Source organism: Dysgonomonas sp. UBA7630 (assembly GCF_002483985.1).
In the GTDB taxonomy this organism is placed as follows: domain Bacteria; phylum Bacteroidota; class Bacteroidia; order Bacteroidales; family Dysgonomonadaceae; genus Dysgonomonas.
In genome coordinates this window covers 1-23355 of sequence record NZ_DLIY01000024.1, presented here as the reverse complement: position 1 = coordinate 23355, position 23355 = coordinate 1, and the positions used below count along the sequence as shown (strand labels likewise).

Below are 23355 nucleotides of genomic sequence, written 5' to 3'. Positions count from 1 at the left end.
GCAACACATTTCCGTAACTTGTTAATAAAATAAACAAGAAAGTTAATTTTGACGTCATTTTTTACGATGGGAAGTTCCGCTAAAACAGTGGCGGAGCAAAACATTGCGAAGAAAGATACAATATAAACTCGATTGTTCAAAAGACAAAGATACGAAAACAAATCGACTTATTGTATTCTTCGGGTTTTATTTGATAAAACCCTCTAGTATATAGGGGAATAAAACGATATAGACGATAATAAAAAAGTGTCCTGAAATAATTTGTATTATTCCAGGACACTTCCTCCTTTTTCCTTTATTTAAACATAAAAGAAAGAATATTTGACATCAGACTGTCTCTTTCTGCTTGATCTTTTATCGCTTCGAAAGGAAAACCAATTACACATGTTTTGTAATCGCCATCATGAGCAATACCGGCACTAAGATTATTCTCTGTATATCTGAATACTGTATAACTATTATCTCCGGCTGGCTCTAAAGCATCAGGTGATTCTACGGCATAAGCTACGGAATTGAGTTTGGTATAAAACTCATAGTTGCCAGAAAATGCAGGAAATGGAGACGCTATTGTTTTTACTTTTCCCTCAACTGCTGCACGCCCGACTCTCCACTTATATTTTAACACATCAACAGCAAACTTTTGATCTTCTAATTGAGGCTTTTCTGTATCCCACAGATCAGAAGCGACATAAGCTCCGCTTATAAAGATATTTCCTCCTTGTTTACAATAATCAGTAATTTCGCTTTGCAACTCTTTGGTAAATGTCTTGAATTCAACAGGGCTTACACCTCTACCAATTTTTGTCTGTCGCTGTTTCCCTAATATCAAATCTACTAATTTGTAAGAGTTCATGTCCACAGTTCCGTCCAATATAGCATCACGGCTTACAGATACGAACGAATATCCGGCTGCAGCAATAGATCGCCCATGCATAGACGGATAGTCAAATGTATTTCCGGCAACAACCGTTGTTTCATAATTCGCATTGCTTGCACCAAAGCCTGCTGCATCGTCATCCATCCAAGGTATTACCCTCCTGAATTCGTATTGGCTTCCAATATAATTATACTCTACTTTATCCGGCACTCCATGATCAATAAAGTCTAAAAATCCACCAATACTATCTCTTGATGCAAAACTACAAGGAGCAGATAGTCTATCAAAACCATTGACTATAAGCACCTGTCCTTTCTCTTTCGACTTTTTACATACCGAAAGTATTTCGGAAGGGAAGCTTTGTCCTCCCTTGTTTACAGCAGTTATCTTAAAGCTATATAATACATCTTTTTCGATCGGCATAATCGCATTTGCACCATTCACCATCTTACCATTATCAAAGTCTCCATCGCCTATACGTGTATATACGATATATTGATCAGGCTTTGCGCTTGGCTCGGTAAGATCATCTACCGGCTTCCATTTTAATTCCACCTGAGTATCCCCGGAAAATTGTGCACTAAATGATTTTACAGGTAATGGCTGCACAACATAGTCATAACCATATTGATGGGCCACAAATTTGAGCATCCCCTTATATATGGAGCGACTAACCGTAAAACGAAAACGAGGATCGAGCCCATACTTCATATCGGCGAAATTCTGATGCGATAGTAATTCTAACAACATGGTAGGCACATTCGGAACACGGGCTTCACTATAAGAACGGTTCCACATCTGGCGGCGAGTCCACTGCGGCTCATACTCGCGGCGAATATCTTTTACTATCTCATCCATTATCAGCTCCGTAAGGTCACGGGAGGCCCAGCGAGTCTTACCATTTTCAAACTTTTCATCATTGTGATGCGTCATGTAGATACCCAGACTTCCTATAATAGAATCGTTGAAGGTAGTACCCGCATCGGTATGAAAAGCCATTGCAAGGTCTATCGGAATATTCAGACCGTCGTTCTTCGGTAATACAGAAGAACCTCCGGCAATATAATTTACCCAGAACCCTCTACTTTGATAATCGTCGGTATAGTCATTTTTTCCTTCGCTCTTGTTATATATACTATCGGGAGCACCGGCCCATTGCAACCAATAACGAGCTCCCTCTGTATAACGAGGATAACCACTTACTTCCGGTTTGTAATCTATCGCAGGCAGCTTCTTTATATTATTTTCAATAGTTTCAGAACTCTTAGTATTGTCTGTTACAATGCCACTGGCATGAGGCCGCCTTGCAATATTGCCCATTCCGCCTCCTATCTTAACAGCATCAGCGGTTAGTATGCGTTCGGCTTTATTGCTTTTATTGGTCAATACAACTTTGCAATTTTCATTTACACCCTTATCAAAAGAAAAATAACCCAGAAATATCCAAGTACCTCCACCCATCTTTTGATTAATACTAAAGTCGGTTTTTCCGCCCTTATGATATACTGTATATCGGGCATCATCGGTGCTATTTTGTAAAGTCTTATACGATATATATACCCCATATTTACCATTTTCGGGAATATCGGGTATCCATTCACATCGACTTTCTTCTCCAGCCTTTATTGTCTTTACTTCTTTGTAAGAGCCTGATCTGAATGGATTTTCTCCATCCAGATATGACTCTTTCAAATATGCAAATCCTTCATAGTAGCCAGCTGTCCAGCTGTCTTTTCCATTAATTTCTTTATATATCGATTTATCTTTGTTTCTATCGTTATCTATAATTATTTCACGACGCTGTATATCACGTTCGCGAGGCAGTAAAACATTCGCACCTGCATTTTCGAGCATAGGTACTAAGTATGGCAATACATAACTTTGGGTATATAAATCTTCTACAGTCTGAAAGATTCGAGCTCGCTGCCACTCCCAGCGTGCTAGCTTTTGTTCGTAATACCACCCGTGGCTTTGCCATATAGCCAGGTGATGATTTTGCAACCCTCGGTCAGCAACATAGGGTTGAGATAAGTTTGCGATCAATGGTTTTTCAAGTTTGTTAGCAAACAGCTGTTTTTTTTCTTTTCCAAACAAAACCAAATCTTCTACTTTTCTAGTATCTGTAATCAATTCGACTTTGTATTTTTTATACTTTTCGGGAAGTAGACCTTTGATTTTATTATAAATGGCAGCTACTTCATTTTTCTGAAAAGGAATATAAGAAAGGTTTACTCCAGCAAAGAAGCTTATAGTTTTTCCTTTCACGTTGACAGAGTCTATTTTTATTCTCCCTGTTTTTACATCTTTGTTGGCAAATTCTGTCAGGTATGTTCCAATATTATTTTTAATACTATCGGAAATAATTTGAGCCTTTATTTCATTCACTATAAAAAATGAGAGAAATAAAATAGCAATATTGAAAAAAAACGTCCTTTTCATTATAATCTATTTATCATAAACGTTCAAAAGAATAACCTCTCTTTACTAAACCTTTTATAATTTCATTTAATCTCAAATATAATTTATCTTTCCTAGCAGGATGAGTTCCCGGATGAATAAGAATTATTGCACCATTCAGTGTATTTTCTTTTTCATACGAAAACAACTGATCTATTATCTGTTGAGAAGACATATAATTTTTCATATCCGGTGTTGTATAATCGGCAGCTGTTCTCAGTCCGGAAGTAAAATTAATCGTTATCTGATTTTGCGATTCAATTAAGCTTACATTTTCTTTATTATACCACTCATATGGAGGCAAGTAATAATTTACTTCAGATTCTTTTATTCCATACTTTTCGAGTTCATACATATTTTGCCTTAAATCATTAATAAGGCTATCTGATGTCACAAGAGATTGTTCTCTATTTCCCCAAGAAGCATATAACAAATGCTTATCTGAATGTCCCCCTACATAATGTCCTTTTTTAATAATGTTCTTAATGGTTTCTTTATGTTCTTTCATTCTAAGACAATTCCCTGTAAGAAAAAAAGAAACTTTTGCTTTGTTTTTATCTAATGTCTTAAGAATAGTTGTAGCTCCTTCAAAAGCGGAATCTGCAGAAAATATCAAATGAATTACTTTCTTATCTGTGTTGATTCTAACAGTAGCTCCATAGGCATCTTTTACCGTATTATTCGGTTTATTAGACTGCTTTCTTCCTAGTTGCTCCATTATGGAGAGGTAATATATCATGTAACAAGTACCATCGATCACAGGCTCATTGGTACCATAGGAATCTTGATGAAATACAGCCGGACCATTCTGAAAGGCAGCTAAAGGATCTTTACTGCGACTCACTTTTGGAACGCCCAAGAATGTATCATGCCAACCTTCATTGATGGGGCCATCAACCAATCCTCCCAAACGAGTTTCGTCTGTTCTGGAAGAAGCTGCTCCTTCAGGAAAACCTCCTATAAAAGAGAATCCCCAAGGATTACAACCTAAAATCCAATCACGTAAAGCAGCTTCCATCTCTTGAAATGAACTATCTCCTGAGACCTCTTTATATTGGTGAGCATAAGAAGCAGCTCCAATAATGGCAAAGTTAGCGCACCACACATAAGGCACACCATTCATAAACGGCTCATTACCTGCACGGTTTCGAATAGTTTGTAATCCTTGACGCATAAAGTCGGTGAACTTTTTACTTGTTACTGCATCATCGGATTTTGCCATCAGGTGATGTCCCTGATTAACAAAAGGATAGAATTGATAGTGACGTGCAAATCCGAATGCCCACAAAGGATTAACGGGTTCAAGTTGTCCCCAGTAGTCTCCTGCGGCGAGCCATTTAGGCTCTTTAGTGAGAGTATAGAACGTAGCAGCTGCTAATTCTATATCATCCACATAATTATCTTCTTCATAAAAATAAGGGGAAACCACGCAAACTGTTTGAGTATTTCCGGGATATTCAAGAGCAAAGTCATAGGCAGGCTCTGCCTTATTTGATAATACTTGAGCAAAAGCAGGATCTATATTCTTGAAAAGTTCGGCTCCCAAAGCAAAACAGGAAGCAAATTTACCTGCAGAGGAAGCCACTCCGGTGGTACGGTTCAGTCGAATCTCTCCATTTCTGGGATTAGGTAAGTCTTGAGGCTCTCCGGTAATGAAATAAACCGGTCGTCCCTTGCCCGGTCCCCAGCCATAATCCACATTGTCGTTTTGTGGCAAGCCATAACCGACATGGTCTCGGTCATCTGCTATCTGGTTATACATTTCTTTAGGTGCAGGATTCATTCTGGATAGCCAGTCTAATCCCCAACGGATTTCATCTAAGATATCCGGAATTCCGTTACTGCCAGGACTAGCATCAGCACGATAATTGTCTTGAAAAATTGTTTTATCTTTTGCCTGATAATAAGCTAACATCATGTGATAGATAGCACTTGCTGTGGTGGTAACATATTGTAATTTATCGTCTGCATCATGCCAACCACCGCGAACATCAATATGTTCCCCTGTACGGGTAGGATGCTCTACAATAAAACCATCATGTTGGTGACAAACGGTACCTAAAAAATTATTATGCCCGCAACGTTGACGGCGCATATAATTGAGCATAAAATCAACAGACCCTTCATAAATATCTGCTCCAATCTTAAATTGAGGAGATTTAACGCCGGCAGCTTCAATATAATAATCGCCTTCTGCCTGAACAGAAGAAAAATCGAGACGAAAAGCCGATTTTAATCCCCAATATGCAGCATCCGCAATTTTTCCCTGTCCGCTGTATACTACTTTTCCGTTTTTTGCATCAACAAGAGAAAAATCAGGGGTACCATGTTGAGTTGTAGGCAACACGGGAGGTTGTCCTCTATTGCCACGAAAAGATAAATCGGGGGTAATTTCTTCAGTTGAGATCAATACTGCAACTTTGATATCTTTGGGTAGATATCCCAATTGATTTATCCTTACCCATGAAGATTGTCCATAAGACAGGGAAACCATCATGCAAAAAATAAAAAAAGCGACTAAGCGATGCTGTTTCATGTGACAAAAGATTAAGATAAAAGAAGGAGACAACTTGGCATCCCAGGATGTCTCCTTCTATATAGAATGTATAAATCTAATTATATAAAGAAGGTAGATTTTATAACATTATTTATTCCATCCTGGATTTTGAGGTAAATCAACACCTTCCCCTTTATATAAATCGATTTGCCCTGTTGGAATTGAATTTAAATAATTTTTACCAGCATCAAATACTCTATTGTTACTAGGATATACTTTAATATAACCATCATCGTTTAACGTTATATTTTTCTTTTCATTCTCTGATAATTTACTTTTATCTAAATATGCACCTAAAGCAACATCGGGATTTGAAGTATAATCAAGGTAATCTCCCTTTTTCCAACGCATAAGGTCATAATAACGAAGCTCTGTCCATGTCATAAGTTCTGCTCTGCGCTCACGACGAATTTCCCATATAATAGAAGAAACAGCTCCTGTCTTATTTTCCAAAACACTTGTACGTTTTGGATCATTGATTGTTACTCCGTCAACCTGAACATTATCCTCAGTTACATATGTAAGTTTTTTTATGCCTGCTCTGGCTCTTAATAGATTGATAGATTTATCCAAATCCGCTTGTGTAATTTCCTTTAGCTCCGCACTCGCTTCTGCATAATTTAGCAATACCTCTGCATAACTAAATATTGGAGCATCAATTGTATTTTGTCCTGTGGTTGTTATATTAGGAGATGCAGAGTTATAGAATAAACTAATAACATATCCTGTAGACGATTTTCTCGATCTTGATAATGATTTATCAGAACCTCTAAAACTTATACCCTCTTTTTCAACCGCTGCTAATAAACGAGGATCCCTATTCTTTAATGTTTCTTGAAAATCCTTAGTTGAAGTATACAATGGTGATTGAGAGATTGGAAGACCATCAGTACACACATAATTTTCAAAAGCGGCCTTTGTCATCCCATTTACAACTGTAGATGTGTTCGTATAAGCCTGAATAGAATTAGCCTGTACTCCAAGAATATATGACTTATATAAAATCATTTCTGAGTTTTTGCTTAAGTCTTCCGAATTATAAACAGACTGATAGGCATCTGCTCCTGTAACTAATTTAAATTTCGTTGAAGCAATAATATCCTCAGCAGCACTTTTAGCATCTTGTAAGAAAACCTTTCCATCCCCAGCATTATGATATTTTCGGTAAGTACCCTCATAAAGACCAATCCTAGCTTTAAGAGCAAGCCCTACATATTTATTTACAGAATTAGCTTCATCGGCTTCCCTTAACAATGTTACGGCTTTATTTATATCTTCACGAACCTTATCCATCACATCGCTACGGCTAGTTCTAGGAAGATACACTACCTGCACATTATTAATATCCGTCACTCGTTTATCGTAATATGGGACATCTCCAAAGCGTTGAACCAATTTATAATACGCTAGAGCCCTATAGAAACGAGCGACACCTTCCCAATGATTTTTGGCTTCATCTGTCATTGGTACAGTAGGTATCTTTTCGAGCATAATATTTGCTCGATTGATATACTCATAATTATCTCTCCATTCTGTGTTAGAGCTACTTGGATTGGGCTGATATGGCAAATAAGAGTTTGCTGTTATATCATCTGAGAAGTTAGCACAAGTTGTAGCTCCTGCACTTTGAAAAAAGAACTCAGCAGTTGTGCCTGTACCGATACCATACGCTTTAAATTGATTGTAAAATTTCCATGCATATGTTTTCACATTGGCTTCACTTGTCCAATAATTTTGATCTGTAAAACCATCGAGAGGGTCTCTTTCAAGGAAATCATTACATGAAGTAAAGAAAGCCATTGTTCCTCCGATTATAGCCAGACTTATATATTTTTTAATTTTCTTCATAATCGTAAAATTTAGAAATTAACTTGTAATCCAAATGACAATGTTCTTGGATATGGATATGTACGCCCCCAAGCAGCTTCTGTCTCATTAATCTCAGGATCGACAGGCAAACGGCTATTCTTAAATTCAGCAAGGTTTTGACCACTGAAATAAACCCTTACTTTATCTACGCCTATTTTGCTAGTTAAAGTAGCCGGTAAAGTATAACCAAGTGTTACATTCTTTAGACGAAGATATGCCATACTTAACAGATATCTTGATTGAGACACAAAATTATTTGATCCGGTTACACCTTGACCTACAGCATTACTTGCATGAGGAAAATATGGATTCGGGAAGAATGCGTCAGTATTATCTTCTGTCCAATAATCCATTTGATGGGCATATAAAGCATCGGCACGGTTATATAAAGGCAAAATTAAGTCAGAACTAGCCCAATAATCACGTTTACCTACTCCTTGGAAAAATACATCGATATCAAATCCATAGAAATTAGCCCCAACACGGAAATTATATTGATAGCGAGGTGTAGAATTTCCTATCACTTTCATATCTCCAGGATTATCTGCAGTACGATCTCCCGATGTGATCTCTCCATCTTTGTCTAAATCTTTATACTTAACGTCTCCAGGACCATATTTAAAGCTACCAGTTATTAATTTCGATTGACTTGCAATTCCTGTTTTAAATGTTCCATCAGCATTAAAATCATCTTTCTGGAAAAGGCGATCAGTCTCAAATCCCCAAATTTCTCCAACCTTCATTCCTTTATAGAATTCGCCTAAAGAATTTGTAGGATTATCCCATTTTGTTACCTCTGTTTGATAATCAGATAAAGCAGCACTAGCATATATTGTTATATCCTTGTTGATTGGATAATTAAAATCTACAGAAAGTTCATACCCTCTAGTTCTTATATCTCCTGCATTAGTTAATGGTGCTGTAGTCCCTGTACCTTGAGGTAGAGTCTTTCCATATCTCAGAATTCCCTTATTTTCGCGTTGATACCAATCAAAACTTATACCGAACATATTGTTTAAGAACTTTGCATCGAGTCCGATATCATATGTTCTTATTTTTTCCCATGACAAGTCTTTATCTACTAAGCCCGGAGCAGCAACTGTAGGAACTAATGTCCCTCCAACAATCCAGTCAGCACTTTCAATGTTCATCATTGGTCGGAAAGCATTTGCCTTTACATTCTGATTTCCAACAGATCCTGCTGATGCTCTTAGCTTCAAGTCATTCATAATATTTTTAATCCCTTGCATAAATGGTTCTTCTGTTATACGGTATCCAACTGACCCTGAAGGGAAAAATGCCCATAAATGACCTATAGGAAAATTCGAAGACCCATCGTATCGACCATTAAATTCTACTAAATATTTACCTTTATAATCATAATTTACACGTCCGAAAAATCCGGCAATAGCATATTCGTTGTGCGCAGGTTTCAATATATTCCAAGTCGATGTTGTATATTGAGCCCCGGTTGCAAGCTGTATATCGGGTAAGGCTTGATCCATAACATTTCTACGCTCTGCATAAAAACGTTTGAATTCATTCTTCTCGATATTCGTACCTGCTGTTACTTTTAAATTATGATTATCTGATATTCTTTTAGAATATGTTCCATATGCATTCAATACGTGAGTTTGATCTTTACTATTCCCTAATGCAATTTTATCATATGCACTACCTACTGCCTGTACATATTTATATGCTGTCCCCATTATATTATTAGGATCCCAACCTCCAGACCAAAAGTCTAATAATTGAACAGGGTGTCCATTTATTGTACGATCCATTGTTTCAGTTGTAAAACTATATTCTGCTTTAAACTGCAAATCTTTTGTTATATCAGCAGTTAAAGATGCATTAAGTCTCATCAAGTCTGTTTGGAGCGTATTCATATTAGCTGCATTCATAAAACCCGGAGCATGGCGGAAATACTTTCCTTGATATGTTCCATAAGGGAAATATTGTCCCCAACGCATATAATACCCAAAATATCCGTTTTCCCCTTCGATAGTATTAAGACCGCTGGAATTATAATAATTGAAAGGCTCTTTAAAATCTTTACGAGTAAATAACATACCAACACTTGAAGTCAACCATTTTGCTAGCTTTGTATCAAGACTCAAATTTGCATTATAACGCTTCAATTTATCTGTGTTAATTCTCATGAAACCAGACTGATCAACATAACCTAATGAAATAAGGAAAGTCGAGTTATCACCTAAGCGACCTTGTGCAGAAAGATTATGAGTCTGTTGCGGAGTCCAGTCTTTTAACATTTCTTTGTGAGCATCCCATACCCGATAGGTATAAGCACGCCCATCAATAATTTCCCAATCTTCACCATAAATCATTTCTTTGTTATCAAAGGATCTGCTAGAGGCATATTTTTCCTTCCATTTTATAATTCCTGGAAGCAATACATCATGATACATCCCAAAAGATTCAGACCTTGACCCTGGAGTATTACGCTGAGAGGCAGCCATTAGCACAGGAAGCTCATCAACGGGATCTACAAATTTAACCAGATTGCTAGGTTTACTAAAAGCCATATTACCACTATAACTGAATTTGACCTTGTCTCCTTCTGCCCGTCCTTTTTTGGTGGTAATCAATATCACACCAAAAGCAGCTCTTGCTCCATAAATAGAAGCAGAAGAGGCATCTTTTAGAACAGATACATTTGCAATATCAGCCGGATTTATTAATGTCAAATCAGTAGGAACACCATCAACCAATACGAGAGGCTCTCCGGCTTCTTTTCCATCAATAATAGTTCCAACACCTCGAATGTTCATTTTAGCACCTGCACCTAAATTTCCACTATTATATGTAATTGTCAAACCAGGCGTAATACCTTGCAGCGCTTTTGTCACATCAGTAAGAGGCTTACTTCCTAAAGCCTTCTCTACATCAACAGAAGCCACAGCCCCCGTTAAATTTTCTTTTTTCTGTACACCAAAACCAACAACAACAACTTCGCTCATCATTTGAGCATCTTCTATCATTGTTACATTAATTGTTTTTTGATTCCCTATCGCTATTGATTGTGGTTTATACCCCACATATGTAAAAGTCAACGTTGCATTAGCTGTAGTGGAAATACTATATTCCCCATCCATATCAGTGAGAGTTCCGTTTGTTGTTCCTTTCACGGTTACGCTAACACCAATCAGTGGTTCTCCTTTAGAATCTATAACTTTCCCTTGAATAGTTACCTTTGCTTGTTGTTGCTCCATAAATGTATTTAACTTCGCCCCCGAAGCATAAACACTCATGGCAAATGAGCAAACCAGCCCAATAGCTAACAAACAAAGAATTCTCTTTGACAGTGTTTTTCTGTTTGTTTTTGAGTTATTCATAATACTTTGTTTATTAAAATTTAAAAAATACTTTTTCTTAATAAGTATAAAACATGAGAAGATTAAGGATTAATTTTAGGCTTATAGCTTTTTTTTCATACGTTTATTTAATAAAAGGTTATACAAATATTTAATTTCTGATTTTCTTTTTTATTGAGCAGACAGAACACCAACAATCCCTTCACTAGAAGAAAATAGACATTCTTTATTGCCTAAGGGAACTACTGTATTTATTAATGAATTACCTTTTTTATGTTTCCATAGTAGTTTGCCCGTTCTCGCATCCAGAGCGAAAACAATTCCATTCTTGGTACTGCCATATACAATATTATCCTTTTCCACTGGCATTGATGGGGCATGATCATATCCATAAAAAGCATTAACAGACCATATTTTATTCGGAGCATCACTTAATGCTGAATAACAAACAACACTATCTTGCATTGTTTTACTATACAATCTGGTTTTATCGATGGATAGACCTATTGTCTCACGAACCATTGATTCTTTTGTGCGCCAAACTGTGTTGCCCGTTTGTGCATCTACAGCTGTCATCACCCTATCCGGAGCCGTAAAAAACACCTTACCATGCGCAGCTACAGGCCACACCGCTGCCGGAGAAAAATGCATACGAGTCAGACCGCCATCCCATTTCCACAAGAGACCTCCTGTATTTTTGTCCAAAGCGTACATATTATTATCCCAAGCTCCGAAAATAACCTTGTCTTCATAAATTAAAGGACGAGTCTCTATATACCCTTCAACCTGACTGTACTCCCAGACAAGCGAGCCATCTTTTACACTTATAGCTCTCATTGTATGGTCACTAGCCCCAATATAGGCAATTCCGTCTTCAATTGTGACAGCCCCTAAGACAGCTTCTTTTGCCGGATATTTCCATATCTGTTTACCTGTATTTGCTTGTATGCCATATATATACTTATCTGCAGACCCAAAAACAACAATATCGTTGCTTACAGCTAGAGTACCAACAATTCTGTTATTTGTTTTAAAGCGCCAAATCTCCTTCCCGTCTCGCAAAGCCAAACAAGATAGAATGCCCGAATCATCTCCGACATAAACTTTACTCTGATAAACAACAGGAGATGAATATATAGTGTTGCCTATATTTGTAATCCATTTTTCTTTTACTTGAGGATAAATGTGATTTACAGAGTCTGATGGTCGCTTATAAATAGAATTATCTTCAGTGTAATATTTTTTAGTTAAAGAATACCCGCCCCATTTTTTAGGTTCTTGTCCTATTTTATGTTCATAAACCAATATTGAATCTGGTGTTACTCTATATAAGGAATAGCCTCCCAGTCCATCCGATTTATCGCGCAGGTTAGATCTATTCAAAATACCGGGTATCCCATCATAAGAAAACAATAGGTTACGATGGTAATGACCTCCTAAAACTACTTTAACGTTGTATTTCCTTGCTAAATCTGTTACTTCATACCAATTATCGACATCTCCATCTTGCAAAGGATAGTGTGTTACAAGAACAAAAGGAGTGCCTGGCTTAGCAGATGAAAATTCATTTCTCAACCATGCGATATCTTGGGGAGCAACATGCCCATCCATCATCCGAATTATTGGCCCTGTAGCAAATCCTAGAAATGTAATTCCATTATATTCGAACTTAAATCGTTCTGAGCCGAAAATATGGCCAAAATCAGTAGCACCGGATTCGCTCCATTTAGTCTCATGATTGCCTGATAACGGATAATATTTCACATTAAGTTGATCCAACAAACCTTTTACCTTTTCTAAAGATGCCCTATCTCCCTCTTCAGTTAAATCACCCGTAACCAAAACAAAACTAATATCGGGCGTTTTATTGATCTGATCAACAGTACGTTTTAAATCATTATAAGCCAAAGAATCTTTCGTTACATGCGTATCTGTTACTAGAGCAAAGTTGAAACTTTGCCCTTTTATTATTCCAGCAAGCAACAATAAGGATATTAATAGAGGTAAACGGCAAGATAGGTTCTTCATATAAACAAGGTTTGTATAGATAAGCTGAATAAATAAGATCACTTCCCGACTTGAACTATACAAATATATAAGGTTTTTAGATACATTTTTCGAGTTATTCATCAATTTTAATATTTATTATATTTTATACATAAATTTTACACAATAAGATACTCGCCAGAGTAAAATATATATCTAATATATAATATGTTATACATATAAAATAGAAAAAGCACACGAACCCAAATAAGCAGAAAATAATATATATTAATATCATTAAACCATGCCAAATACTAAAAACAACGACAAAAAGAGAAAATACAAACCCAAAATAAGAATCAAACAAAGATACTTAAAGAAATTACACATAGCAACACTACACAAAAAGCAAATATTTGTATATAACACAAAATTATTGTTAATTTAGCTATTTATTACAACAATAAAGATACCTAATTAAAGATATCCTCTTATATTTGTTGTGTAATCCTAATAAAATTAAAGCCACTGAACTATATAATCTCTAATCTCTTATCTTTGGAGTTCAAATTAGAATTAACAATCAAAGGATTAAACTATGAAAAGACTTTTGAATATAGCCCTTTTATTGCTCTTTATGGCAAACATATACGGACAGAATAGCCCGACGGTTGCTGCGGAATTAACAGAAGAATACATACCATTATTAAAAGATAAGCGTATAGCTGTATTATCTAACCATACTGGCATGGTTGGAAATAAACACTTAGTAGATATATTAGTAAAAGAGAAGGTTAATGTAACGTCTATCTTCTCTCCTGAACATGGATTTAGAGGTGATGCTGACGCTGGAGAGCATGTTTCTAATTCGGTGGACAAAAAAACAGGTATACCTATAAAATCCTTATATGACGGCAACAGTCGCAAACCAAGTAAAGAAGCGATGGATTCATTTGATGTTATGCTATTCGACATACAGGATGTTGGTCTTCGATTCTACACCTATTATATAACGATGGTAAGACTTATGGATGTATGTGCAGAATACAATAAAAAATTCATTGTATTAGATCGCCCTAATCCAAACGGTCATTATGTAGATGGGCCGATACTAGACATGAAATATAAATCTGGCGTAGGATGGCTCCCAATACCCGTAGTACATGGAATGACTTTAGGAGAGTTGGCTCTGATGGTGAATGGAGAACATTGGCTTAGTGAAAACCGCATCTGTGACCTGACAGTGGTTAAATGCAAAAATTACACTCATAAAACTCTTTATGAATTGCCGATAGCTCCATCTCCTAACTTACCGAATATGAAATCAATATATCTGTATCCGTCAACATGCCTGTTTGAAGGGACACCTGTGAGTTTGGGACGAGGTACAACTTATCCATTTCAGGTATACGGTCATCCTCAAATGAAAGGATATACATTCTCTTTTACACCCAAAAGCATATCCGGCGCAAAGAATCCGCCTCTTTTAAATCAAAAATGCTATGGAGTTGATTTAAGAAACATATCCGACGAAGATATATACAAGAAAGGAGTCGATCTCTCGTATATTATAGATGCATATAAAAATTTAAACCTGGGAGACAAATTCTTTACTCCTTTTTTTGAAAAACTCATTGGGGTAAGTTATGTACGAGATATGATCAAACAAGGAAAATCTGCCTCAGAGATTAAAGAAATGTGGAAAGATGACGTTGAAAACTTCAAGAATCAGCGGAAGCCTTATTTATTATACGAAGAATAAAAAAACAGTTGAATGAGTCCTATATTAGTACTATTAACTATAGCATTTTATTTTAGCATACTCTTTGCCATATCATATATAACAGGGCACAAAGCAGACAATCAGGGATTCTTTACCGGAAACCGTAAATCGCCATGGTATGTCGTTGCCTTTGCTATGATTGGATCTGCTATATCTGGAGTAACTTTTGTATCTGTGCCGGGTATGGTTGCCTCCAGTGGATTTTCGTATATGCAAATGGTGATGGGGTTTGTTGTTGGACAATTTATTATTGCATTTGTTCTGGTTCCTTTATTTTACAAGATGAACCTGACATCCATATATGAATATTTAGAAAACCGCTTTGGTATTGCATCATATAAAACAGGTGCTTGGCTCTTTTTCATATCTAAGATGCTGGGAGCTGCTGTTCGATTATTTCTAGTATGCATCGTATTACAACTATTAGTTTTTGCACCACTTAAGCTACCTTTTATTCTGAATGTGGTGTTCACTGTGGGACTGGTATGGCTTTATACATACAAGGGTGGAGTAAAATCATTAATATGGACGGATTCTTTAAAAACATTCTGTTTAATTGTTTCCGTAGGATTATGTATCTATTATATTGCCTCAGACTTAGGTCTTAATTTTTCGAGTATGTTATCAAGCATTAACGAACATGATTTCTCTAAAACTTTTTTCTTTGATGATATAAATGATAGACGCTTCTTTTTCAAACAGTTTCTTGCCGGCATATTTACTGTAATAGCCACAACGGGACTAGATCAAGATATGATGCAGAAAAATATGAGCTGTAGGAATTCCAGCGATTCTCAAAAAAACATTATTATCAGTGGTTCTATGCAATTAATAATTAATCTATTGTTCTTAATGCTTGGAGTTTTATTATATACCTATGTATCTCAGAATAATATATCTATTCCCGGAAAAAGCGATGAAGTATTTCCTCTACTAGCCACCGGCGGATATTTTCCCTCTATAGTAGGCATATTGTTTATTATCGGTCTGATATCTGCGGCCTATGCTGCTGCGGGATCGGCCCTGACCGCTCTAACCACATCTTTTACAGTAGATATACTGGAAAGTACAAAGAAAAAATCAGAGAAAGGGGTAGCACAGATACGGAAAAAAGTTCACATAGGCATGGCTATAACGATGGGACTGACAATCATCATAATAGACCTACTTAACAATACCTCCGTTATTGATGCCGTATATATTCTGGCTAGCTATACGTACGGTCCGATATTAGGCTTATTTGCCTTTGGTATTTTTACGAAAAAGGCAGTTAAAGACAGATATATACCATTAGTTACAATTATAGCACCTGTAATCTGTTTTATTCTGGATAAAAACTCCGAAATATGGTTCAACGGATATAGGTTTAGCTACGAAATATTAATTATAAATGCTATATTAACATTCATAGGATTACTTATCCTTACAACTAAAAATAAATCAACAGTAGAATATTATCAAACGAAATAAACTGAAAACGATGAAGATAAATTGTTTTATACCTTTTCAAAGCGTAAGTCAAGCAAAAGAGACTGTATTATCTCTTAAGGAATCTGAGTTAGTAAATAAAATATATCTGCTAAAAGAAAACGATAATCAAGAAACCATTGAAGGTTGCGACATATTAGATATAGATACGCTACGCTCAACAGCGACAATAAAGAAAATAGCATCTAAAGCCGACGCTGAATATACCCTGATCTACACGAAGTCTGCAAGTCTACGCCTTGGCATGTTCGCCTTAGACCGTATGTTGCAAATCGCAGCTGACTCAGGAGCAGGAATGGTGTATGCCGATCATTATCAAATAGCAAATAACGAAAAGAAAAACAGCCCTGTAATCACATACCAGAAAGGGAGTTTGCGCGACGATTTCAATTTCGGATCAGTATTAATATACAAGTCTGATAGATTGAAAAAAGCTGTAGCCGATATGGAGACAGAATATAAGTTTGCAGGAATATATGATCTTCGATTAAAAGTATCTCAACAAGCCGAGATTGTACATATAAATGAATATTTATATACAGAAATAGAAAACGATACCCGTAAAAGCGGCGAAAAAGTTTTTGACTACGTAGACCCCAAGAATCGGGAAGTACAAATTGAGATGGAAAAAGCATGTACAGAACACCTGAAGAAAATTGGTGCATACTTAGCTCCTAACTTCCGAAAAGTAGAATTTGATCAGGTAAACTTTGAGTACGAGGCTTCGGTAGTAATTCCTGTCAGAAACCGTATCAAAACGATTTCTGATGCGATAAAATCTGTACTAAGCCAGAAAACAAACTTTAAGTTCAATCTTATTATCGTAGATAACTATTCTACCGATGGCACTACCGAAGCTATTGAAAAATTTACAGACGAACGCCTTATCCACGTTATTCCCGAAAATAAAGAACTGGGAATAGGAGGCTGTTGGAATGCCGGTGTACACCACCCGAAGTGTGGAAAATTTGCAGTCCAATTGGATAGTGATGATGTATATTCTGATGAAAATACCTTGCAAAAAATAGTAGATGCATTCTACGAACAAAACTGCGCCATGGTAGTAGGAACATATATGCTTACTGACTTCGATATGAAGATGATACCTCCGGGTATTATTGATCATAAAGAATGGACACCAGACAATGGGCGAAACAATGCATTGCGTATAAACGGATTGGGTGCTCCACGTGCATTTTATACGCCGGTTCTGAGAGAAATCAAAGTACCGAATACCAGTTACGGAGAAGATTATGCGTTAGGCCTACATTTTTCGCGCAACTACCAAATAGGACGTATATATGATGTCTTATATCTCTGCCGCCGTTGGGATGACAACTCTGATGCATCATTAGACATAGTGAAGATGAATGCACACAATACATATAAGGATAGAATTCGTACATGGGAAGTTGAAGCTCGTATTGCTCTTAACAAAAGCAATAGGTAATTGTAATTAAAAAAGTTTGAAAAAATGAGGGTTGGATTTACTACTCATGAAAAAGCCCTCATTTTTTGATACCAAATAAAAAGATATGGATCGTACATCTAAAGAAGCAAAAGAACTATTACAATCCCAGTTGAAAGAATGGGATTTGGCAAGAATAAATTTTGAAGCTCTCAATTGCGTAAAAACAAAAGAGGTTCTATTTGATGGATTTAAAATAAGAGTTCAATTCAATCCTGCACGCATTCAATCGTCTGCTGCAAAAGTAGATGCGAAATCCATACAGGAAAGAAAATGCTTTCTTTGTCCTAATAACTTACCAAAAGAACAAAGAGGAATTGACTTTGCCAAAAACTATCAGATACTTGTAAATCCATTTCCTATTTTTCCTGAACACTTCACAATACCAACATACGAGCATACCGATCAACTTATCTTCAACAGATATGGTGATATGTTCGACTTGGCAAAAAGCCTGTGTGAATATACTATATTTTACAATGGACCTAAATGTGGGGCTTCAGCACCCGACCACGCGCACTTTCAGGCGGGGATAAAAGGATTCTTGCCAATAGAAAATGACATAGAGTCCCTACCAAAAGAAACGATATATACAAGCGAATCAACAGCGGCTTCTGTATTAAAAAACTATCAAAGAAATTGTTTTTTGATTGAGACAAAAGATAGAGAAGAAGCCATCCGTTTTTTTAAGCTGTTATATAATCTCCTTGAGATAAAAGAAGAGGACACAGAACCAATGATGAATATTATCACTTGGTACGACAATGACATATGGTACAGTTGCGTCTTTCCTCGAGAAAAGCACCGTCCGGCTTGTTTTTTTGCCGAAGGTGAAGAAAACTTGCTAATCAGCCCTGCCTCTGTAGATTTGGGAGGTGTATTTATTACCCCTCTTGAAAAAGATTTTGAGAAGATTACGAAAGATGACATCTCTCTCATATTAAAAGAGATATGTATCGACAGCCAACAAATGCAGTCTATTACCGATAAGATAAAACAAAGCGTATGGAACCAAAAGTAAGTGTCGGCATTTTATGGAATAAAAAAATAACTTTTATTCTCAATGATGCCTATTTATACCAAGGACAAGAAGCCTCTGGAGAAAACACCGTTTCTTTCATCGATGGAAAAATCGTATGGAATGGAAACGCCTATAGTGAATTATATTTCGAACCAAAACATAAAAATGCATCATTCACTATTAAAGATGTAGTAATCGGTATCAACTTCCACTGGGAACGCAAGGAGGATCAAGAGTTTCAAGGAGCATTGAAACTAATAGTAGAGAATGATACTATCACCGCAATCAACATCATTGGTGTAGAAGATTATCTGACAAGTGTTATCTCCTCCGAGATGAGTGCCACTGCTTCCCTCGAATTACTAAAAGCTCATGCAGTGATATCTCGCAGTTGGCTCTTAGCCCAAATAGAAAAGAATCGTGAAATTATTGCACAAGAAGAAAAATATACCACTTTTATCGAAACCGAAGATGAAAGAATTCGCTGGTACGACAGAGAAGACCACGTTAATTTTGATGTTTGCGCAGACGACCATTGTCAACGTTATCAGGGCATAACAAGAGCCAACTCAAATATTAACATCGTTAAGCAGGCAATAGAAGAGACCAGAGGACAAGTACTAAAGTCTGAAAACAAAATATGTGATGCTCGCTTCTCTAAATGTTGCGGAGGAATTGTCGAGGAGTTTCAAAACTGCTGGGAAGATACAAAATTCCCCTACCTAGTAAAACTAAGAGATGATGACAGTACAAAGGATATACCTGATCTGACACAAGAACAGGAATCGATAAGATGGATACATACTCGTCCTTCTGCATTTTGCAATACGCAAGATAAAAAGATATTGAGTCAGGTTCTGAATAATTATGATCAGGAAACAACCGACTTTTATCGTTGGCAAGTAGTATATACTCAAACAGAATTATCCGAATTGGCATACAGACGTTCGGGGATAGATTTCGGAAGAATTCAAGAACTAATCCCTATAGAAAGAGGAACATCAGGACGATTAATCAAGCTGAAAATAGTAGGATCTAAGAAAACCATGACCATCGGCAAAGAATTGGAAATCAGGCGTACTTTGTCCGAATCTCACTTGTACAGTTCCGCTTTTACTGTCGACAAAAAAGATGATCAATTCATCTTAACAGGAGCCGGCTGGGGACATGGTGTTGGCCTTTGCCAGATAGGTGCTGCAGTTATGGGTGAAAAAGGCTATCAATACAATCAAATATTGTTGCATTATTATATCGATGCAACTATTGAAAAGTTATATTAAATAAATTTACACGAAGGATAAAACCATGAAAGAAAATAAAAAATCACCGTGGGCATGGATTCCATCTCTTTATCTGGCTGAAGGACTGCCTTATGTTGCGGTAATGACCATTTCGGTGATCATGTATAAACGAATGGGTATATCAAACACAGATATAGCCCTGTATACCAGCTGGCTATATTTACCGTGGGTGATCAAGCCCTTCTGGAGTCCATTCGTAGATTTATTAAAAACAAAACGTTGGTGGATAGTAACTATGCAAATACTTATCGGTGCAGGATTTGCAGGAATTGCTTTTACTATTCCCCTACCCGTCTTTTTCCAAGCAACACTGGCATTCTTCTGGCTATTAGCATTTAGCTCTGCCACTCATGATATTGCGGCCGATGGATTTTATATGCTAGGATTGAACACTAACGACCAAGCAAAATATGTGGGAATCAGAAGTACCTTTTATCGTATTGCTACCATTATGGGGCAAGGTATACTTATTATTCTTGCAGGCTTTCTGGAAAGTACATCCGGATGTGAGCCTCTGAAAGTGAATATCGATGTATCCCCACAATATACCCAATCTACTCTATTTGTACCGGAAGTACAAAATATTACTGAAAAAGATGGGGATATACACTTCATCGTAAATGAAGCTGTAGTAAAAATCGGTACGCATGGAGTAAATAAAGATAGTCTCAAGGTCTTTATGGATAGTGTTGCAAAATTAAATCAGAACAATGGATTTACAGCAAAAGAGCATACTTCAAATACACTAATTATAGAAAAGGAAGAAAGCTTATGGACTAAGAATGTATCCAAACCTTTGGGAAACTGGATAAAAACAAATTTCGGCGAAAAACGATTTGTAGCCAAGTCTGAGCATACCGGCAACATAGCATTAGTTGCTGTATGGTTATCTAAACGTCCCGAAGATGGGAAAGAGATGATTTTAAACACGTCGATAAATAGAGGCGACAATAGCATTTCGCTGATACATGGAGAAAGGCTCGCCTTTACCGAAAGTAACTGGAATAAACCCGCATACCTTATTTTCCAGGTAGATCCCACATTAACTACTGCTAGTTCAGCCGAATATAAAGGACTATCGGGAAATATTCCTTTTGCATGGTCTATTACCTTCTTCGTATTAGCAGGATTATTTATATTCTTCAGCTTTTATCATCGGGTTGTGTTACCTAAGCCTGATTCAGATAAACCTCACCAACATATTACAGCCAAATCTATATTCAAAGAGTTTGAAGTTACATTCTGTTCGTTTTTCAAGAAACCTCAAGCAGCAGCAGCAATATTTTTTATGTTGACATATCGTTTCTCCGAAGCCCAATTACTAAAACTGATCAATCCATTTTTATTAGATTCGAAAGATATCGGAGGATTGGGATTAACTACAGGTGAAGTAGGATTGGTATACGGTACGATCGGTATTATCGGGCTTACACTAGGTGGTATTATAGGCGGATTTGTGGCGGCAAAGGGCGGATTAAGGAAATGGTTGTGGCCAATGACACTAAGCATGCTGCTTACTATTGCTACATTCCTATATCTAAGCTTTACACAAACTGATAGCCTTATAATAATAAATATCTGCATTTTTATTGAGCAATTTGGTTACGGATTCGGATTTACAGCTTATATGTTATATCTCATTTATTTTTCAGAAGGAACACATAAGACTGCCCATTACGCTTTCTGTACAGGCTTTATGGCATTGGGTATGATGATTCCGGGTATGTTTGCAGGATGGCTGCAAGAACAATTAGGATACAATCACTTCTTCATTTGGGTAATGATCTGTAGCATTATTCCGATCATTGCAGTTTCTTTACTGAAGATAAATCCAAGCTATGGTAAAGCAACGGATAAAGAATCTTAAAAACAATAAAAAGCAATCAACAATGAAAAAAGTATCTATAATATTATCACTATTATTATTCTTCTCTTTTACAACCTTCGCCCAGAAGATAAAGATTAAGACAGGAATTGAAGTTTTAAAAGAACAAAACTTTAAAATATTGGAAGGAAAGCGTGTGGGACTTATAACAAATCCTACAGGGGTAGACAATAATATGATATCGACTATAGACATTCTTCATGAAGCAAAGAATGTACAGTTAGTTGCACTTTTTGCTCCCGAACATGGAGTCAGAGGTGATGCGCACGCAGGAGATCATGTAGATAATGTAACAGATCCGAAAACAGGATTACCTGTATATTCATTACATGGAAAAACACGTTTTCCTTCTGCCGAGATGCTTAAAAACATTGATGTGCTGGTATATGATATACAAGACATAGGTTGCCGGTCATTCACTTACATTAGTACAATGGGACTAGCAATGCAGGCTGCTGCGGAAAACAATGTCGAGTTCGTAGTTCTCGACAGACCAAATCCTCTGGGTGGTTTAAAAGTTGAAGGCGGATTGGTTGACGACAAATTTATTTCCTTTGTAAGCCAATTTAAAATACCTTATGTATATGGGTTGACTTGCGGCGAGTTAGCATTGTTGCTAAACGGAGAGAATATGCTAAGCAAACAGTGNNAAGTGTAAACTGCAAATAGTAAAAATGAAAAGCTGGAAGCGTAAAATGACGTACGAGCAAACAGGATTGCAATGGATTCCATCTTCACCTCATATTCCACAACCAATTTCAGCAGTTATGTATCCCGTATCCGGAATCTTAGGAGAATTAGGCTATATGTCTATCGGTGTAGGTTATACAATTCCGTTCCAGATGTTTGCTAGCCAATGGATCAAAGCCAGCGATCTGGCAGATAATCTTAACAAATTAAACTTGCCGGGGATACATTTCAGACCAATATATCTGAAACCGTTCTATTCTGTAGGACAAGGAGAGCAACTGGAAGGTGTACAAGTACATATAATGAATTATGAAAAAGCTCGTTTATCCGAAATACAGTTTTATGTGATGCAGGAAATAGCTAGATTGTATCCTGACAAAGCTATTTTTGACAATGCGAATGATAAACGCTATAGAATGTTTGACCAGGTTTCGGGAAGTGACTATGTAAGACTTACATTTGCTAAGAATAATAGATTCGATGATATAAAAGATTTTTGGTATAAAGAAACAGAACCTTTTAAAAAGACATCAAAAAAATATTATCTATATAAATAGTTATTTGAGATACCAATTTGAAAATTACAAAGTAAAAGGTTACAATATAAACGTACCGAGAAAGTGTCACTTTTGTCA

General features: G+C 36.6%; 10 protein-coding genes and 2 pseudogenes. 7 read left to right on the top strand and 5 right to left on the bottom strand.

Annotated features, from left to right (window positions below; genetic code table 11):
- Positions 1–295 precede the first annotated feature (295 nt).
- The 5 genes from B3P17_RS10660 to B3P17_RS10640 form a co-directional block, all read right to left on the bottom strand.
- Entirely contained in the window at positions 296–3316 is a 3021-nt protein-coding gene (locus B3P17_RS10660) for a xanthan lyase (protein ID WP_252636442.1), read from the bottom strand.
- 13 nt (positions 3317–3329) lie between these two features.
- Entirely contained in the window at positions 3330–5870 is a 2541-nt protein-coding gene (locus B3P17_RS10655; RefSeq protein ID WP_252636443.1) for a glycoside hydrolase family 9 protein, read from the bottom strand.
- Between the two features lie 108 nt (positions 5871–5978).
- Positions 5979–7739: a RagB/SusD family nutrient uptake outer membrane protein gene (locus B3P17_RS10650; protein WP_135104077.1), complete on the bottom strand. Its 1761-nt coding sequence runs from the start codon at positions 7737–7739 to the stop codon at positions 5979–5981.
- A gap of 11 nt (positions 7740–7750) precedes the next feature.
- Entirely contained in the window at positions 7751–11119 is a 3369-nt protein-coding gene (locus B3P17_RS10645; protein ID WP_252636444.1) for a SusC/RagA family TonB-linked outer membrane protein, read from the bottom strand.
- 150 nt (positions 11120–11269) lie between these two features.
- Positions 11270–13126 (bottom strand): PQQ-binding-like beta-propeller repeat protein, encoded by a 1857-nt coding sequence (locus tag B3P17_RS10640; protein WP_252636445.1) that lies wholly within the window; start codon positions 13124–13126, stop codon positions 11270–11272.
- A gap of 556 nt (positions 13127–13682) precedes the next feature.
- Between B3P17_RS10640 and B3P17_RS10635 the strand changes: the two genes are divergently transcribed.
- The 7 genes and pseudogenes from B3P17_RS10635 to B3P17_RS10605 all read left to right on the top strand — a co-directional run bounded on the left by B3P17_RS10635 (position 13683) and on the right by B3P17_RS10605 (position 23277).
- Positions 13683–14846 carry an exo-beta-N-acetylmuramidase NamZ family protein gene (locus tag B3P17_RS10635; protein ID WP_252636446.1) on the top strand — a complete coding sequence of 388 codons (1164 nt, stop codon included), beginning with the start codon at positions 13683–13685 and terminating at the stop codon, positions 14844–14846.
- A 12-nt stretch (positions 14847–14858) separates the two neighbouring features.
- Positions 14859–16337, top strand: a complete 1479-nt coding sequence (locus B3P17_RS10630; RefSeq protein ID WP_252636447.1) for a sodium:solute symporter — start codon at positions 14859–14861, stop codon at positions 16335–16337.
- Positions 16338–16347: 10 nt separating this feature from the next.
- The gene (locus B3P17_RS10625) at positions 16348–17805 is read left to right on the top strand and encodes a glycosyltransferase family 2 protein (RefSeq protein WP_252636448.1); all 1458 of its coding nucleotides are present in this window, start codon (positions 16348–16350) and stop codon (positions 17803–17805) included.
- Between the two features lie 85 nt (positions 17806–17890).
- Positions 17891–18844, top strand: coding sequence for a DUF4922 domain-containing protein (locus B3P17_RS10620; protein ID WP_252636449.1), 954 nt, complete (start codon positions 17891–17893; stop codon positions 18842–18844).
- Positions 18829–20124 carry a SpoIID/LytB domain-containing protein gene (locus B3P17_RS10615; RefSeq protein WP_252636450.1) on the top strand — a complete coding sequence of 432 codons (1296 nt, stop codon included), beginning with the start codon at positions 18829–18831 and terminating at the stop codon, positions 20122–20124. The genes B3P17_RS10620 and B3P17_RS10615 overlap by 16 nt, the downstream gene beginning before the upstream one ends.
- A 25-nt stretch (positions 20125–20149) precedes the next feature.
- Positions 20150–20650 (top strand): annotated as a pseudogene (locus B3P17_RS15830) (MFS transporter); the annotation flags it as partial.
- Between the two features lie 1384 nt (positions 20651–22034).
- Positions 22035–23277, top strand: a pseudogene (locus B3P17_RS10605) (exo-beta-N-acetylmuramidase NamZ family protein).
- Positions 23278–23355 lie beyond the last annotated feature (78 nt).

Excerpts from the sequence above, each read along its gene's own strand:
- B3P17_RS10640 (WP_252636445.1), bottom strand. The coding sequence starts at position 13,126 with ATGAAGAACCTATCTTGCCGTTTACCTCTATTAATATCCTTATTGTTG.
- B3P17_RS10650 (WP_135104077.1), bottom strand. The coding sequence starts at position 7,739 with ATGAAGAAAATTAAAAAATATATAAGTCTGGCTATAATCGGAGGAACA.
- B3P17_RS10645 (WP_252636444.1), bottom strand. The coding sequence starts at position 11,119 with ATGAATAACTCAAAAACAAACAGAAAAACACTGTCAAAGAGAATTCTT.
- B3P17_RS10625 (WP_252636448.1), top strand. The coding sequence starts at position 16,348 with ATGAAGATAAATTGTTTTATACCTTTTCAAAGCGTAAGTCAAGCAAAA.
- B3P17_RS10635 (WP_252636446.1), top strand. The coding sequence starts at position 13,683 with ATGAAAAGACTTTTGAATATAGCCCTTTTATTGCTCTTTATGGCAAAC.
- B3P17_RS10630 (WP_252636447.1), top strand. The coding sequence starts at position 14,859 with ATGAGTCCTATATTAGTACTATTAACTATAGCATTTTATTTTAGCATA.
- B3P17_RS10660 (WP_252636442.1), bottom strand. The coding sequence starts at position 3,316 with ATGAAAAGGACGTTTTTTTTCAATATTGCTATTTTATTTCTCTCATTT.
- B3P17_RS10655 (WP_252636443.1), bottom strand. The coding sequence starts at position 5,870 with ATGAAACAGCATCGCTTAGTCGCTTTTTTTATTTTTTGCATGATGGTT.
- B3P17_RS10615 (WP_252636450.1), top strand. The coding sequence starts at position 18,829 with ATGGAACCAAAAGTAAGTGTCGGCATTTTATGGAATAAAAAAATAACT.
- B3P17_RS10620 (WP_252636449.1), top strand. The coding sequence starts at position 17,891 with ATGGATCGTACATCTAAAGAAGCAAAAGAACTATTACAATCCCAGTTG.